Origin of the sequence: Jatrophihabitans lederbergiae (assembly GCF_031845305.1) — a bacterium.
GTDB lineage: Bacteria > Actinomycetota > Actinomycetes > Mycobacteriales > Jatrophihabitantaceae > Jatrophihabitans_A > Jatrophihabitans_A lederbergiae.
Window position 1 is genome coordinate 142,718 of record NZ_JAVREH010000005.1, and the last position, 14,453, is coordinate 157,170.

Sequence of the window (14,453 nt, forward strand, 5' to 3'; positions counted from 1 at the left end):
TGGCCGATCAGGTGGACGCTGTGAATCGCCGGCCCGCCTGACATCGGAGCTGCTGTCACCGTCAACCGTTGCAGCGTCTCCGCCTCGAAGGCGATCCGCGACCTCCCGCCCAGTGGTGCGTATCAGAGGAGGACGTCGATGTCTGCAAGGTTCCTCGCCGGGCTTACCGGAGCAGCGGTAGCTGTCAGCATCTCTGTCTATGGTCAACCCCTGGCGAACTCGCGGCCGAGCGGGCACCAAGTTTCAACCGCGGCCGGCTCGGAGCTGTCGGTCAGCAGTCGCCTTCAGGACCGACGCGAGGTCGCCGCCGGCACCCGGGCCTACTCGATCGGCTTCGAGGACGGCCGGTTCTATGCGAACGGCTGGCATATCACGGGCGAAATGGGCGGGATCTGGACGCCACCCCTGAAGCTGCTCGACGGGGTCTGGTTCGGTCTCGACGGTCAGTGGGTCGGTCCGGCGACGAAGTTCACCAGTGGCTGGGGCTACACCCGCTTCGACCTTCCCGAGACCGCTGGCTTGACGGTCAAGCGCACCGACTTCGTGCCGGACGGCACCCGCGGCGCGCTGTTCGGTCTCACGATCACAAACCCGGGAGCAGCTCGGACGACGAAGCTCTCCGTCGATGCCCATTCCGAATTGATGGGCCAGTTTCCGTGGGGGTTCAGCGGCCTCACGCCGAATGCCAGCAGCAATCTTCCGGACAAGGGAAGCTATGACGGCAAGAATTTGAAGTTCACCGACGACGGCGCGCTACCCGGTACGCCCGCGCACCATTACGCGGCCCTGGTCGGCACCTCGCTCAAGCCGGACAGCGGCCAGATCGGCCACCAGTTCTGGGGTCCGCAGCCAGGTCACGTGTGCACCGGCGCCGAGCCCGGTGCGCCCGCCGCGCCGAAGCCCTCACAGTGTGACGACGGTCCCTTCGGCCGCGGGACGGGTGGCGAGCTGACCTACACGCTCTCCTTGCCGGCGGGCGGCTCGAAGACGGTGTGGCTGGCCGCGGCCGGTTCGAACACCGGCATGGCGTCCGCGCGTCAGGAACTGGCCCGGGCGCTGCGCCACCCCGACGCCCAACTGGCCGCCAAGATGAAGTCGCGTCAACAGCTGGCCGACCGCACGCAGCTCTCGCTGCCGGGCGCCCCACAGGTGCAGAACGCGATCGACTGGGGCAAGCAGAACATCGCCGACCTGACCCAGACCGCCGACAACCTGAAAATTCGCTGGACCAACCAGGGCAAGCAGTTCCCCGCGCCGCTCGGCACGGTGGCCAAGGCCACCTGGATCGGCGCCGGTTATCCGGACTACCCATGGATCTTCGGCACCGACGCCGAATACACCGCGTTCGCTGCAGTCTCCGTCGGTCAGTTCGATGCGATCAAGGGGCACCTGCGCACGCTGCGCGAAGTCTCGGACCTGCTCAACCATCGCTCGGGGGTGGTCGCCCACGAGGTGGTGTCGGACGGGTCCGTCTACTTCGGCCACGACTCCCGCACCCAGAATCCGGACGGCACGACCAGCTATGACTTCAACACCGATGAGACGGTCAAGTTCCCCAGCGCAGTCGCCCTGATCTGGCGCTGGACCGGAGACAACCGGTTCCGGGACGGCATGTACGACTTCACCGTCCGCAACCTGCGATACGTGGTGAAGAACCTCGATGCGGATCACGACGGATTTCCGGAGGGCCTCGGCAACGTCGAGCGGACGGGCATGGGCCAGGAGAAGCTCGATAACACGGTGTACTTCATTCGCGGGCTCTACGACCTGGCCGACATGGCGAAAGCCAAGAATGACCGCTCGACCTTCGCTTGGGCGACGAAGCTGGCCAGCAGTGTGCGGAAGCGCTTCGACAACACCCTGGTGGTATCAGGCCGCGTCCCAGTACGCCGATTCGCTGAACGACCCAGGCAACGTGCCGTCCTTCCAGAAGCACTGGATCGGCCAGACTCCGATGGAGGTCGAGCTCACTGTCAAGGGGCGGACGGTGCCAGGGTTGGCTCCGTTCGACCACGGCAACGCGGCGCTGGCCGGCCGCGAGAACGCTTGCTTCAGCGGAACGCCTCCGTTCAACCCGGGGCTGTTCCACACCGCATGCGGCGGCGGTCCGACCGGCCAGGGCGAGAAGGTGGTCTATGGGCTGACGACCTCGATTCAGTCGATCGGTGAAGGCAATTACGGCCGGCTGGGACCCGATCAGCAGCAGCGTTATCTTGACGCGTTGGCCCAGACGATGTTTGCCGAGCCGGCCACCGGCGGCACGCCGGACGAGCAGCCCGGAGCAATGCCGGAAATCTTCCCGTCGCCCGATCAGGGTGCCAACATCGACCGGTGCTGGACCTGTCGCTCGATGTTTATGCAGGCTTGGGGCAACTACGGCACCGCGTGGGCGGTCGTGCACCAGTGGTTGGGCGTGCGTCCGGACCTGGGCAATGAACGGCTGGAGGTCGTTCCGCAGGTACCGGAGGGCCAGACCACCGTGCAAGGAAAGGGCATTCGGCTCGGCGGCGGCTCGGCCGACGTGCTGGCCACCCATATCGGCACGACGTACCGGACGAAGATCGACGTCAGTCGGAGCGTGGACGCCGACCGGGTCCTCATCGGCCATACGCTGCCGCGTGGTGCACAGCCGACGAGCGTGCTGCTGGACGGCCGGACGGTGCACAACTACCGGATCACCGCAACCAACCGTGGGGCCGAGCTGACGGTCTCCACCAGCGAAGGAAAGCACACCCTGACGATCATCACCTGAACCGCGCTGATCGCGGGGCGCGTTTCACCGCGCTGATCATTGGGCGCGTTTCACCGCGCTGATCATTGGGCGCGTTTCACCGCGCTGATCATTGGGCGCGTTTCACCGCGCTGATCATTGGGCGCGTTTCACCGCGCTGATCATTGGGCGCGTTTCACCGCGCGGTGCAACGCGACGATGCCGCCCGTCAGGTCGCGGAAGTGCACGCCCGCCCACCCCGAGGCGGCGATGGTCCGGGCGAGGTCTTGCTGAACCGGCCAGCTGCGGATGGACTCCGCCAGGTACACGTAGGCATCGGGATTGCTGGACACCTTGCGCGCGACCCACGGCAGCGCCCGCATCAGGTAGTTCATGTACAGCGGGCGAAACCAGGGCGCGAGCCGGATGCCGTGCCACTGCGGACCGGACGGCGTGGAGAACTCGCACACCAGCAGCTGCCCGCCGGGCTTGGTGACCCGCGCGAACTCGGCCAGGGCCGCTGGCACGTCAACGATGTTGCGCAGGCCGAACGAGATCGTCACCGCGTCGAAGACCTCGTCGGCGAAGGGCAACCGCAGCGCGTCCGCGGCGACGAAGGGCAGCTGTTTACGCCCGGGACGTCCGGCGCCGGCCCTGAGCATTCCCAGCGAGAAGTCGCTGGCGACGGCGTGGGCACCGGACCGCGCGAGCTCCGCGGTCGACACCCCGGTCCCTGCCGCGACATCGAGCACCCGATCTCCCGGCCGCAACCCGAGTGCGTCCCGGGTCCGGCGCCGCCACCGCCGGTCCTGGCCGAACGAGAGGACGGTGTTGGTCAGGTCGTAGCGTCGGGCAACCCCGTCGAACATCGTGGCGACATCGCGGGGCTCCTTCTCGAGAGTGGCTCTGGTCATCGTCCCTGATTGTTGCTGACGACCTGCTGCCCTCACCACCCGGGCGCGCCGCCGAGCACGCCCGGGATGAGACTGAACCAGCGGTCAGCTGAAGCTGAACCAGTTCACGTTCACGAAGTCCTGGCCGGAGCCGGTGACGAACTTCAAGAAGATGGTGTGGGTGCCGGTGATCGTCCCCACCGAGCCCGGAATCGTGGTCCAGTTCTGCCAGCCACCGGTGTTGCCCACCGAGAAACTGCCCACCGCCGCATTGCTCAGGCTGTCCAGGTGCACCTCGACGATGCCACTGACGCCAGCGGCCGCCCCTGAGGCGCAACGGACCGACACCGTGTGCAGACCCCCGGCGCCGAAGTCGACGTTGTTGTACTGCAGCCAGTCACCGTTGCCGATGGACCCGACGTCTTCGCCTCCACCGGTATCGGTTGTGGCCTCGGTGACAGTGCCCGACTGGGCGTTGAAGCCCTCGGCCTGGATCGTCGCGGTGGCACTGACCGTGCCGCCACCGGTGCCTCCGGTCGGGTTGCCACCGGGCGTACTCCAGATCTGCGCGCTCGAGCCGTTGCAGTCCCACAGCTGGAGCTGGGTGCCGTTGACCGTGGACGAGTTCGGGTCGTCCATGCAGCGTCCCGAGGTCGGATTGCGGTACCCGCCGTTGTAGGCCTGCCACTGCTGGTTCGAACCGGCCGTGCAATCCCAGAGCTGTAGCTTGGTGCCGTTCGCGGTGCCGGCCCCGTTGGCGTCGAGGCACTTTCCGACCGCCCGCAGGGTGCCGTCGGAATACTGCGTCCAGGTCTGGGCGCTCGAGCCGTTGCAGTCCCACACCTGAACGGTCGTGCCGTTGGCCGAATTGCCGCCGTTGACATCGGCGCACTTGCCGGCGAGGCCGGACCTGACCGCTCCGGTGGCTCGGGCTGTTGCTCCACCGGAGGAGAAGGCCGCCAGCGCGTGCGGTGTGCCGAGACCCGTCGGCCCGTCGTAGCCGGTCACTCCGGTGCACAGGTAGCTACCGCCGCAGGAGCCGTTGGAGCCGCCCACGGCGTCCCACAGCGACCCGCTGTTGGCGTACGGGTACGAGTTGGCGGACACGCTCGTGGACGGTGCTCCCGCCAGGGCATACACCGAGGCGATGATCGGCGCGGCGACGCTGGTGCCGCCCACGACACCCCAGCCGCCACTGCCGTAGGTGTCGTAGTACGCCACCCCGGTCTGCGGATCGGCGACGGCCGAGACGTCGGCGACCGTGCGGCGGCCGCAGCCGGAATCGTGCTGGAATGCCGGCTTGGGCTCGTAGGCAGAGCACCCGGAACCGGCGCCCGACCACGCCGACTCGGTCCAGCCCCGGGCATTGGACGCTCGGCTCAGCGTGGTTCCGCCGACGGCGACGACGCCGGGCGACGCGGCGGGGTAGGACACGCCGTAACCGCCGTCCCCCGAGCTCGCCGTGATGGCGACTCCGGGATGGCTGTAGGTCGAGCTGTCCTGGCTGGTCTCCGCCGCGTACTCGCCGGAGCCCCAGGACAACGAGATAAACTTGGCACCGAGGGAAACCGCGGTGTTGATCGCGGTATTGAGGTCGCCGCCCGCGGAGTTGGCCTCGAGCACATCGATCTTGCAGAGCGGGCAGATAGCCGACACCATGTCGACGTCCAGGGAGGTCTCACCGGCCCAGCCGGTGTCGCCGGCCGGAAGTGGTGACGCCTGACCGTCCTGATTGAGTTTGTGGAAGCACCCGTTGGACGTGGTGCAGGCGGGCAAGCCGTACTGCGCGCGGTACGTGGCCAGGTCGCTCTCGAGGTTGGGAGCGCCGTAGGCGTCGATGATGGCCACCAGCTGCCCAGCCCCCGCTGAGCCGGAGGGGAGCGAGTAGGCCGCCTGCAGGTCGGAGGGGCCGTAACCGCCCGGCGTCGCGAACGGCCGGACGGCGTTCGGCGTGGCGGCCGGTTGCACTGGAGTGGTCTGGGCGACGGCGAAGCAGGTGTTGATACCCGGTCTCGGCGCCTTGCCGCACAGCTGCCGGGTGGCATGCGGGGCGGTCCTGGCACCGGCCGCGTCGGCCATGGGCGGGTAGGTCGTCACCGCCAACCCCACGCTCAGGATTGCGGCGGCAGCACAGGCCAAGTTCTTCAGCATCGTCAGGTCCATTCCTGCAGGCACGGCGGGGCGCCGCAGCAGGACGGTTCGCTGAAGCTTCGCTATGTTATGCCTGGTTCACCCTGAATGGAAGTTTCACGACAGTCGAGTTTGTCGCTTAATGGCGACCCATCCCAAGGCGTCGTGATTTCTCCGGCTCGGCAAGCCGCACCGAGGCCCAGCCGACCGCGGCGATGCACAGCAGGTATCCGAGGACCCGGCCCGAGCCCAGCGGCACTCGCTCGGACAGCAACACCGCACCCAGGGCCACGGCCACCACCGGGTCCAGGATCAGGCTCGGCGGAAAGCTGGCCCCCAGCGGCCCGAGCTGGAAGCCGAGCTGCACCAGCAGGTAACCGCCCACGGCCAGTACCACCACGGCGGTCAGCGGAACCATTCCCACCGGGTGCCGGAAGCCGGCCAGCCCGTCCACCTGCCACACCGAGGACACCGCCTCGATCAGCACGCTGACCACTCCGAACCAGCACCCCGCCACCGCGCCGAACGTGATTGCCCGGGGCACCGGCGCCCGGTTGCGCACCGCGGCTATCGCCATCCCGCCGGCCACGAGGGACAACAGCGCCGTCCACGCCGTCGCCTGGGTGCTGATGATGGAACCGCGCCGGGGCTCGCCGAGCAGCACGAAGAACAGTGCCAATCCGAGAATCACCACCAGGCAATTGGCCAGGTCCGCCCGGCTGGGCTTCGGCGCGCCGAAGAACGAGCGCAGCACCACGGCGACCGGCAGCGAGAGCACCAGCATCGGCTGGACGAGCACCACCGGGCCATTGGCCAGGGCGAGGAGTTGCAGCGCGATCCCGACGACGTCACCGAGCGAGGCGAGCAGCCAGCGCGGATTGCGTGCGAGGTCCACCAACCGGCCGGCGTCCGCCTCGCCGGTGTAGGCCTCGGCGTGCTGGCCGGCCGTACCGGCGCCGTAGGCGAGGGCTGAACCCAGGCCCGCCACAACCGCGAGGGTCAGCGACACCGGGGTCAGCTGGCAGCGGCGGGGACGCCGGTCGGCAGCAACTTCAGCGCGGTGGACGAGAAGTGCGAGTGCACCCGGGCGTCCACCGGGTCGTCGGCCGGATCGGCGTGCACGCTGAGGTGCTTGTAGAGCGTGTCGCGCTGCGCGGGCACCCGACCGGCCGACCGGATCAGTTCGATGAGTTCTGTCCGGTTGGAACGGTGCCGGGCTCCGGCCGAGGACACGACGTTCTCTTCGAGCATGACCGAACCCAGATCGTCCGCGCCGAAGTGCAGCGTCAGCTGGCCGATGTCCTTGCCGGTCGTCAGCCACGAGCCCTGCAGGTGGTTGATGTTGTCGAAGAACAGCCGGGCCAGCGCCACCATCCGCAGGTACTCCAGTGAGGTCGCCTGCGTCCGTCCCTTGAGATGGTTGTTCTCGGGCTGGTAGGTCCAGGGGATGAACGACCGGAAGCCGCCGGTGCGGTCCTGCACGTCGCGGATCATCCGCAGGTGCTCGATGCGCTCGGCGTTCGTCTCACCGGTGCCCATCATGAACGTGGCGGTGGATTCGACGCCCATACCGTGCGCCAGTTCCATGACCGACAGCCAGGTCTCGCCCGATTCCTTCAACGGCGCGATCGCCGTACGCGGCCGCTGGACCAGGATCTCGGCGCCGGCGCCGGCGAAGGAGTCCAGTCCCGCGGCGTGCAGCCGGGTGATCACCTCGGCGTGGTCCAGCTTCGACACCTTGCCGATGTGGACGACCTCGGAGGCGCCGAGCGAGTGCAGCGTCAGCTCCGGATAGGCCTGCTTGATCGCCGCGAAGGTCCGCTCGTACCACTCGATGCCCAGTGCCGGCGAGTGGCCGCCCTGCAGCATGATCTGGGTCGCGCCGAGGTCCAGGGCCTCGCCGCAGCGGCGCAGGATCTCGTCGTCGGTGTGCGTCCAGCCCTCGCTGTGACCAGGGGCGCGGTAGAACGCGCAGAACTTGCACGCCGTCAGGCACACGTTGGTGTAGTTGATGTTCCGGTCGATGATGTACGTCGCGATGTTGACTGAATCGCCTGCGTACCGCCGCTTTCTGGCTGCGTCCGCGGCCTCGCCGAGGGCGTGCAACGGGGCGTCGGTGTAGAGCAGCAAGGCCTCTTCGGGCGATATCCGGCCGCCGTCGGCGGCGTGTCGCAACAGGGTGTCGATCTTTGTGGAAACAGCGCTGGACGTCACCTGCTCAGGGTAGCCGCCAGGCTGTTCCCCGCTCACCGATCAGCCCTTCGGAGCTGCCCGCAACAGCTCCCGAAGGTCCTCGGCGGCCTGTTCGGCAGCTCCGTCAGCGACGGCCGACACCCCGCCGAGACCGAAGTACGAGTGGTTCAGGGTGGGCCACTCGCGGCTCACCACGGTGACCCTGGCCTTGCGCAGCGCCTCGCCGTAGAAGTTGCCCTCGGTGCGCAGCACGTCCAGGGTCGCGGTGTGGATCACGGCAGGCGCGATACCGCTGAGGTCGGCTGCCCGCATCGGCGACACCCGCCAGTCGGCGGAGGACTCCTCGTCCACGTAGTGCTTGGCGAAGTTCGCCATGCCCTCCAGAGTCAGCCCGAAGTTCGTCTTGGTGGTGCGCCGCGACATGTAGTGCGCATTGATCTCGGGGTCGAGGTAGCGCCCGGCGACGTCGGTGACCGGGTAGAGCAGCAACTGGGCGGCGAGCGGCTGCCCGGCATTCCGGCGCGCGATCGCCACCGAGGCCGCCAGCTGGGCACCGGCACTGTCGCCCGCCACCACGAGGCTGTCCGGCCGGCCGCCGAGCTCGGCGAGATGCCCTGCGGCCCATTCCGTGGCGAACACCGCGTCCTCGAACGCGGCCGGGAACCGGTGCTCGGGAGCCAGCCGGAACCCGACCGACACCACGACGGCGTCGGCCTGGGTGCACAGTCGCCGGGCGTGGCCGAGGTAGCTGTCGATGTCGCCGACGACCCAGCCACCACCGTGGAAGTAGACGATGGTCGCGCGCTCGCCGTCGCCGCTCTTGCTGCCCGCAGGACGGAACACCCGCACCGGAACCGGTCCGCCCGGACCGTCGATCACCTCGTCGGTCTCGCTGTCGGGCAGCAGGGCGGGGTTCATGTGCTGCAGGGCCAGCTCGTGAATGCGCCGAGTGAGCGCGCGTGACTCTTCGATGTTGGTCGGCTCGCCGTCCGGAGACGTCCTTGCTAGCCAACCCGCGATATCGGCGTCGATTGCGGATTCGGTCACTCCACGGCCTTTCGAGATCGGGAACTCGGCGCAGAACCGGCTGCTGCTCAGCCCCTCGGAGGTGCGCGCCGCGCCCGTTACCTCTCATTGAATCAGCCGCCGGCCACCGGCTGCCGTTGACGGCTGTGACCAGGCCCATGCCGGCTGCCCGGCGGCACCACGTTCTCGATCACCGTCGTGGTCGTTCCGAACGGTTCCGTACCGTCGTCCCGGGTGCTAGTTTGTCCTGCATGTCCGGAGACGCACCGTCTTCGGCTGGACTGACAGTCCACCCCGTCTCGACTGTCAGCCAGCCGTAATCCGGACGGCTATTCCGTGTAGCCGTCCGGCGAGAGTGGCGGGAATCCGCTGCGCAAAGCCAGCGCGGATTCCCGTCACTCTCCCTTCGTCCTACTGGCGTACATCGGGCATCACACCGGGGCAAATGACGGTGTCACCACACCGCGAACCGCACCGACCGCGGCCGCGCGGCGAGAGAACTCGACCAGACCGCGAATCTGGCGCTCACCCAACGAGAAGTCCAGGGTCTGGAAGTAGTTCGCCAGGGTCGCGGCGTCGAAGATCTCCCATCGCGCCGCGCGCTCGGCAACCTGCTGCACGTGAGCCAGCGCAGTGTCCCGGCTGCGGATGAAGGCGGCGTGCACGTCCTTCACGATGCCGGGGTTGGCCTCGGCGAACTCCCGCCGCGCGGCCCACACCGCGAACACCATGGGCAGGCCGGTCCAGTCGCGCCACGCCTGGCCCAGGTCGTGCACCTGCAGGCCCCGGCTCTCGCCCTCGTACGTAGCTCGCAACGCGACATCGCCGATCACCACCGCGGCGTCGGCCTCCAGCATCATCGCGTTCACATCGGGTGGGCAGGTGAAGTACTCCGGTTCGACGGAATGCACCTCCCGCAGCCACATCTGGGCCAACAGCACCGAGGTCCGGGACGTCGACCCGAGTGCGACCCGGCGGCCGTCGAGTTCGGAGAGCGGGCGCTGCGACACCAGGTCGACCGAGAGGACCGGACCGTCCGAACCGACCGCGATGTCGGGCAACAGCACCAGCTCGTCGGCGTTGCGCAGGTACTCCACCAGGGAGATCGGGCCGATGTCCAGGTGACCGTCGACCAGCATCCGGTTCAGGTTGTCCGGGGTGTCCTTGGTGAGCTCAAGGTCGAGCAGGGCACCCGAGTTGACCAGCCCCCAGTAGATCGGGAGGCAGTTCAGGAACTGGATGTGGCCGACACGCGGCCGGGCGTTTGACGGCTCCGTCACGAATCCGAGGCTACGCGCGAGACCTGGGGCTCTACGGCGGCGGACTAAGCTGCGCTTCCGTGACCGATGATCTGAGCCTTGCCGCGGAACTGGTACGCGAGGCCGGCCTGCTCGCCGCGCGAATGCTGCGGGAGGGGTTGGAGATCCAGCACAAGACCTCTGTCTCGGACGTGGTGTCCGCGGCCGACCACGTCGCCGAGGAGCTGATCGCCGCCCGGCTGCGGGCGGACCGCCCGGACGACGGCATCATCGGCGAAGAGGGTGCCAGCCAGCCCGGCCGGCGGACCTGGTTCATCGATCCGGTGGACGGAACGTACAACTTCCTGCAGGGCCTGCCGTACTGGTGCGCCGCGCTCGCGCTCACCGACGTGTCGAGCTGCGCGCCGGTGCTCGGCGCGGTCTATCACCCGTCCTCGGACGAGCTCTGGCTCGGTGGCCTCGACCAGCCCACGACCTGCAATGGTGTCGAGGTTGCCCGGCTGGTCGATACGCCGCTGTCCCAGCTGTGCGTGGCGAGCTACCTGCACCCGGCAACCCTGCCCGACGCGGGCTCACGGGAGCCGCTGCTGTCAGCGCTGTCCGGTGCCGCGACCGTGCGGATGCTCGGGTCGGGCTCCATCGAGCTGGCGTCGGTGGCGGGCGGCCGACTGGGGGCCTGGGTGCAACACGACTCGCTCGACTGGGACTGGCTGCCCGGCGTGGCCCTGGTGACGGCGGCGGGTGGGGTCACCGAGGTGCTGGAGCACCGCGGTCATCGCTGGCACATCGCCGGAAACCGGCAGGCCGTGGTAGAGATCCGCGAGCTGCTGCTGGCCTGATCGGCTTGCCGGCTCAGCGCCAACCGGGGTGACACCGTGACCGGCCGCGCTGTCCCCGCGGTCCGCGCATGCTGCCGTACACCAGGGCACCGCTGGCCGGAATGATCAGGAAGACCACCCATGGCAAGCCGGCGACAAAGAACAGCGTCAGCGCGATGAACGGCGAGAGGGCCACGAAACGCTCCCCCAGCTTGCCGAACAGCGGCGCACCGCCCGGTCCGCCGGAGGCGGTGCGACCCGTCCCCGGTGGTTTGCTGGCTCGGTGCGGCTCCGGTGACGTCGCGATTCGGTGCGCCTGCGGCGGTGCCCACCGGGACCCGGTCGGCGAGAACGGTCCCGGAAGGTCTACGAACAGCGGCCGGAGCTCATCCTCGGTGCGCGCCATCGATGCCTTCGCGTAGCGCTCGCCGTACTCCTCCGGATCGAGCCGGCCGGCTTCGAGGTGCTCGTCCAGGGCCTTCACGGCCGCTTCTCGCTCGGCGTTGCCGATCCGGACCCCGTACGCGCTGTTGTCATCGCCCATGAGCCAATGGTGCGCCGGCTCGTACGGCGGAGCCAGTGCCAATTGTCATGACGCACTCCGCGTTTTCTTAGGTGCGCCGTGAGCAGGCTCAGTCCTGGGGCTCGTCGCCCGACAGCTTGGCATCCATCCGGTCCCGTTGCGAGTGCCGGGCGTTCACCCGCGCCTCGAGATTCTGCGCCAGCCGCTCACGGGGTTTGCGCAGCAGGATGTAGGACAGCGGGATGGACAGCACCAGAGCGATGATCGCCGCCAGCAGGCTGGGCACCCGGGCCAGCCAGAGCAGGCCCCAGACCGCGAAGAACAGCGCGAACCGGAGCAGCGTGTACAGCCACATCGCGCGAAGGGACTGGCCCGGCGTCGGCGGCAGAACCGGGGCTGACCTGCCCTGGTCGGTAGCGCTGTCGTCCGGGCCGGTCGCGCCGTCGTCCGGGCCAGGTCCTCGGGTCATGCCCAGACGGCTTGCGGCTCAGCGCGCCGATCCGCCAGCGAGACCGGGCCCTCGTACTCCCGGACGATCTCGTAGCGGGTGTTGCGCTCCTTCGGCTGAAAGCCGGCGTCGCGAATCAGGTCCAGCAGGTTGTCGCGGGTCAGCTTGTCCGGGGTGCCGAAGTTGTCCGCGTCGTGGGTGATCTTGTACTCGACCACCGAGCCGTCCATGTCGTCGGCGCCGTAGTTCAACGCCAGCTGGGACGTGGACAGCCCGTGCATCACCCAGAAGACCTTGACGTGCGGAAAGTTGTCCAGCATCAGCCGCGACACCGCGAACGTCTTGAGGACGTCGGCGGGTGCGGCCATCTTCAGGTGCGACAGCCGGTTGTTGTCGTTGTGAAAGCGCAGCGGGATGAAGACCTGAAAGCCACCGGTCTCGTCCTGCAGCTCGCGCAGCCGCAGCACGTGATCGACCCGGTGCCGGGGCTCCTCGATGTGGCCGTACAGCATCGTCGCAGGCGTCTTCAGGCCCTTCTGGTGGGCGAGGCGGTGGATGCGCGACCAGTCCTCCCAGTGGGTGTTGTGGTCCACGACCTGCTTGCGGACCTCCCAGTCGAAGATCTCCGCGCCGCCACCGGTCAGCGACTCCAGGCCGGCGTCGATCAGCTCGTCGAGCACCTCGCTCGCGGACAGGCCCGAGATCTCTTCGAAGTAGTGCACCTCGGTGGCGGTGAAGGCCTTGAGCGCGACGTCGGGCAGGACGGCCTTGAGCTCGCGCAGCACCCGGGGGTAGTACTTCCACGGCAGGGTCGGGTGCAGACCGTTGACGATGTGCAGCTCGGTGAGCCCGTCGTCCCTCATGGCCAGCGCCAGCTCGACGGCCTCTTCGACCCGCATGGTGTAGGCGTCCTTCGCGCCGGGCTTGCGCTCGAAGGAGCAGTACGCGCACGAGGCGCGGCACACGTTGGTGAGGTTCAGGTGCCGGTTCACGTTGAAGTAGACGACGTCACCGTTCTTCTGAGTGCGCACCCCGTGGGCCTGCGCGCCGAGCCAGGCCAGGTCATCGCACTCGTAGAGATCTTCGCCGTCCTGGCGGCTCAGCCGCTCACCGCTGGCGATCTTGTCGGTCAGCTCGGACTTGCGTGCCGCGTTCCATCCCATGCCGCTCAGACTACGTTCCACCGTCGAATGCCCTTAAATTCGGCTGGCCCGGAGTGCGATGCTCATCGCATGTACGTACCCGCGCACTTTGCGATGACCGAGCCCGAGGTCGCCGAGTTGCTGGCGAACGCGGTGACGGCGGACCTGATCAGCCCCACGGACGACGGTCTGCTCGCGACCTTTCTGCCGGTGCTCTACGACCCCGTCGCGGGCTCGCTGCTCGGGCACGTGGCGCGCAACAACCCGCATTGGCGAGCCACCGGCGGGCAGTCGCTGGCGATCGTGCGCGGACCGGACGCCTACGTGTCACCACGCTTCTATGCCAGCAAGGCAGAGCACGGGCGGGTGGTGCCGACGTGGAACTACACCACCGCACATGTCCACGGGCGCCTGGTCGCCCATGACGATGTGGAGTGGTTGCGCGCGCTGGTGACCCGGCTGACAGAACGGCACGAGGCTGCTGCGGGCGACTTTTCGGAGGATCGTCCGTGGGCGGTGACGGACGCACCTGCCGGCTACATCGCCGGGCAGTTGCGGGCGATCGTCGGCGTGGAACTGGTGATCGACCGGATCGAGGCCAAGTCCAAGCTCAGTCAGAACCGCTCCGAGGCCGACCGGTCCGGTGTGGTGGCAGGCCTGTCCGCCGGTGATTGCGCGGGGCAGCCGGTGGCCTCGGCGATGCGCCGCGCCGATCCGACCTGCTGAGCGGTCGCCAGCTCACTGCGCCGGCCCAATCTGACCTGGTGAGCGGTCGCCCGGGCGCCCGCTCAGTAGGTCAATCGCTGGGATGGATCGTTCAGACCGCGGCGAGGGCCTTCAGGGCGCTGTCGGCGTGCGTGGCCATGTTGAACTCGCTGCTGATCTCGGTGATCAGCCTGCGGTCGGTGCCGATGACGAACGTCGTGCGCTTGACCGGCAGCGGCCCGAACCGGCGCTTGACCCCGAAGCTACGCGCCACCGTCCCGTCGACATCCGACAGCAACGGGTAGTCGAAATTGTGCTGGCCCGCGAACTGCGCCTGCCTGGCGACCGGATCGGTCGAGATGCCGACCCGCTGGGCACCGGCCGCGGCGAACTCGGCGGCCAGGTCCCGAAAGTGGCAGCTCTCCTTGGTGCAGCCGGGCGTCATCGCCGCCGGATAGAAGAACAGCACGACCGGCCCGTCGGCGAGCAAAATGCTGAGCCGCCGGGGAGTCCCGTCCTGGTCGGGCAGTTCGAAGTCCTCGATCACGTCGCCTGGTGTCATGCCCGCAGCCTAAAGCCGCTGCGCAGTCCCGGCTCGCCCGACGG

Annotated in this window: 14 protein-coding genes; 4 read left to right on the forward strand and 10 right to left on the reverse strand. The window is 68.3% G+C overall.

Translation table 11 applies throughout. From position 1 onward, the window contains the following. Positions 1 to 138 precede the first annotated feature (138 nt). Both RM423_RS05925 and RM423_RS05930 read left to right on the forward strand, forming a co-directional pair. A complete protein-coding gene (locus tag RM423_RS05925; protein WP_311422084.1) occupies positions 139 to 2,169 on the forward strand; it encodes a glucosidase family protein in 2,031 nt (676 codons plus the stop codon). Beyond that, positions 2,129 to 2,752 (forward strand): hypothetical protein, encoded by a 624-nt coding sequence (locus RM423_RS05930; protein WP_311422085.1) that lies wholly within the window; start codon positions 2,129 to 2,131, stop codon positions 2,750 to 2,752. Before RM423_RS05925 ends, RM423_RS05930 begins: the two co-directional genes overlap by 41 nt. Positions 2,753 to 2,892: 140 nt before the next feature. Here the strand turns inward: RM423_RS05930 and RM423_RS05935 are convergent, their stop codons facing one another. From RM423_RS05935 to RM423_RS05960, 6 genes are all read right to left on the reverse strand, one after another. After that, a complete protein-coding gene (locus RM423_RS05935) occupies positions 2,893 to 3,624 on the reverse strand; it encodes a demethylmenaquinone methyltransferase (RefSeq protein ID WP_311422086.1) in 732 nt (243 codons plus the stop codon). A gap of 84 nt (positions 3,625 to 3,708) precedes the next feature. Continuing rightward, on the reverse strand, positions 3,709 to 5,754 hold the full coding sequence (locus RM423_RS05940; protein ID WP_311422087.1) for a carbohydrate-binding protein: 2,046 nt from the start codon (positions 5,752 to 5,754) through the stop codon (positions 3,709 to 3,711). 118 nt (positions 5,755 to 5,872) lie between these two features. After that, complete coding sequence (locus tag RM423_RS05945; RefSeq protein ID WP_311422088.1) at positions 5,873 to 6,742, reverse strand: DMT family transporter; 870 nt, start codon at positions 6,740 to 6,742, stop codon at positions 5,873 to 5,875. Positions 6,743 to 6,747: 5 nt separating this feature from the next. After that, complete coding sequence (gene mqnC / locus RM423_RS05950) at positions 6,748 to 7,947, reverse strand: cyclic dehypoxanthinyl futalosine synthase (RefSeq protein WP_311422089.1); 1,200 nt, start codon at positions 7,945 to 7,947, stop codon at positions 6,748 to 6,750. Positions 7,948 to 7,986: 39 nt separating this feature from the next. After that, positions 7,987 to 8,973 carry an alpha/beta hydrolase gene (locus RM423_RS05955; protein WP_311422090.1) on the reverse strand — a complete coding sequence of 329 codons (987 nt, stop codon included), beginning with the start codon at positions 8,971 to 8,973 and terminating at the stop codon, positions 7,987 to 7,989. Positions 8,974 to 9,383: 410 nt separating this feature from the next. Further along, a complete protein-coding gene (locus RM423_RS05960) occupies positions 9,384 to 10,232 on the reverse strand; it encodes a menaquinone biosynthetic enzyme MqnA/MqnD family protein (protein ID WP_311422091.1) in 849 nt (282 codons plus the stop codon). Positions 10,233 to 10,291: 59 nt separating this feature from the next. On the opposite strand from RM423_RS05960, the gene RM423_RS05965 reads away from it, so the two are divergent. Next, positions 10,292 to 11,050, forward strand: coding sequence for an inositol monophosphatase family protein (locus tag RM423_RS05965; RefSeq protein WP_311422092.1), 759 nt, complete (start codon positions 10,292 to 10,294; stop codon positions 11,048 to 11,050). 13 nt (positions 11,051 to 11,063) lie between these two features. Here the strand turns inward: RM423_RS05965 and RM423_RS05970 are convergent, their stop codons facing one another. The 3 genes from RM423_RS05970 to mqnE all read right to left on the reverse strand — a co-directional run bounded on the left by RM423_RS05970 (position 11,064) and on the right by mqnE (position 13,163). After that, positions 11,064 to 11,573 (reverse strand): DUF1707 SHOCT-like domain-containing protein, encoded by a 510-nt coding sequence (locus RM423_RS05970; RefSeq protein WP_311422093.1) that lies wholly within the window; start codon positions 11,571 to 11,573, stop codon positions 11,064 to 11,066. An 88-nt stretch (positions 11,574 to 11,661) separates the two neighbouring features. Further along, positions 11,662 to 12,021 carry a DUF4229 domain-containing protein gene (locus RM423_RS05975; RefSeq protein ID WP_311422094.1) on the reverse strand — a complete coding sequence of 120 codons (360 nt, stop codon included), beginning with the start codon at positions 12,019 to 12,021 and terminating at the stop codon, positions 11,662 to 11,664. Next, positions 12,018 to 13,163, reverse strand: coding sequence for an aminofutalosine synthase MqnE (gene mqnE / locus RM423_RS05980; RefSeq protein ID WP_311422095.1), 1,146 nt, complete (start codon positions 13,161 to 13,163; stop codon positions 12,018 to 12,020). The genes RM423_RS05975 and mqnE overlap by 4 nt, the downstream gene beginning before the upstream one ends. A gap of 69 nt (positions 13,164 to 13,232) precedes the next feature. Here mqnE and RM423_RS05985 point away from each other — a divergent pair, with 69 nt between their 5' ends. Next, a complete protein-coding gene (locus RM423_RS05985) occupies positions 13,233 to 13,868 on the forward strand; it encodes an FMN-binding negative transcriptional regulator (RefSeq protein WP_311422096.1) in 636 nt (211 codons plus the stop codon). Positions 13,869 to 13,959: 91 nt separating this feature from the next. Here the strand turns inward: RM423_RS05985 and RM423_RS05990 are convergent, their stop codons facing one another. Next, positions 13,960 to 14,409, reverse strand: coding sequence for a peroxiredoxin (locus tag RM423_RS05990; protein WP_311422097.1), 450 nt, complete (start codon positions 14,407 to 14,409; stop codon positions 13,960 to 13,962). Positions 14,410 to 14,453: the final 44 nt, after the last annotated feature.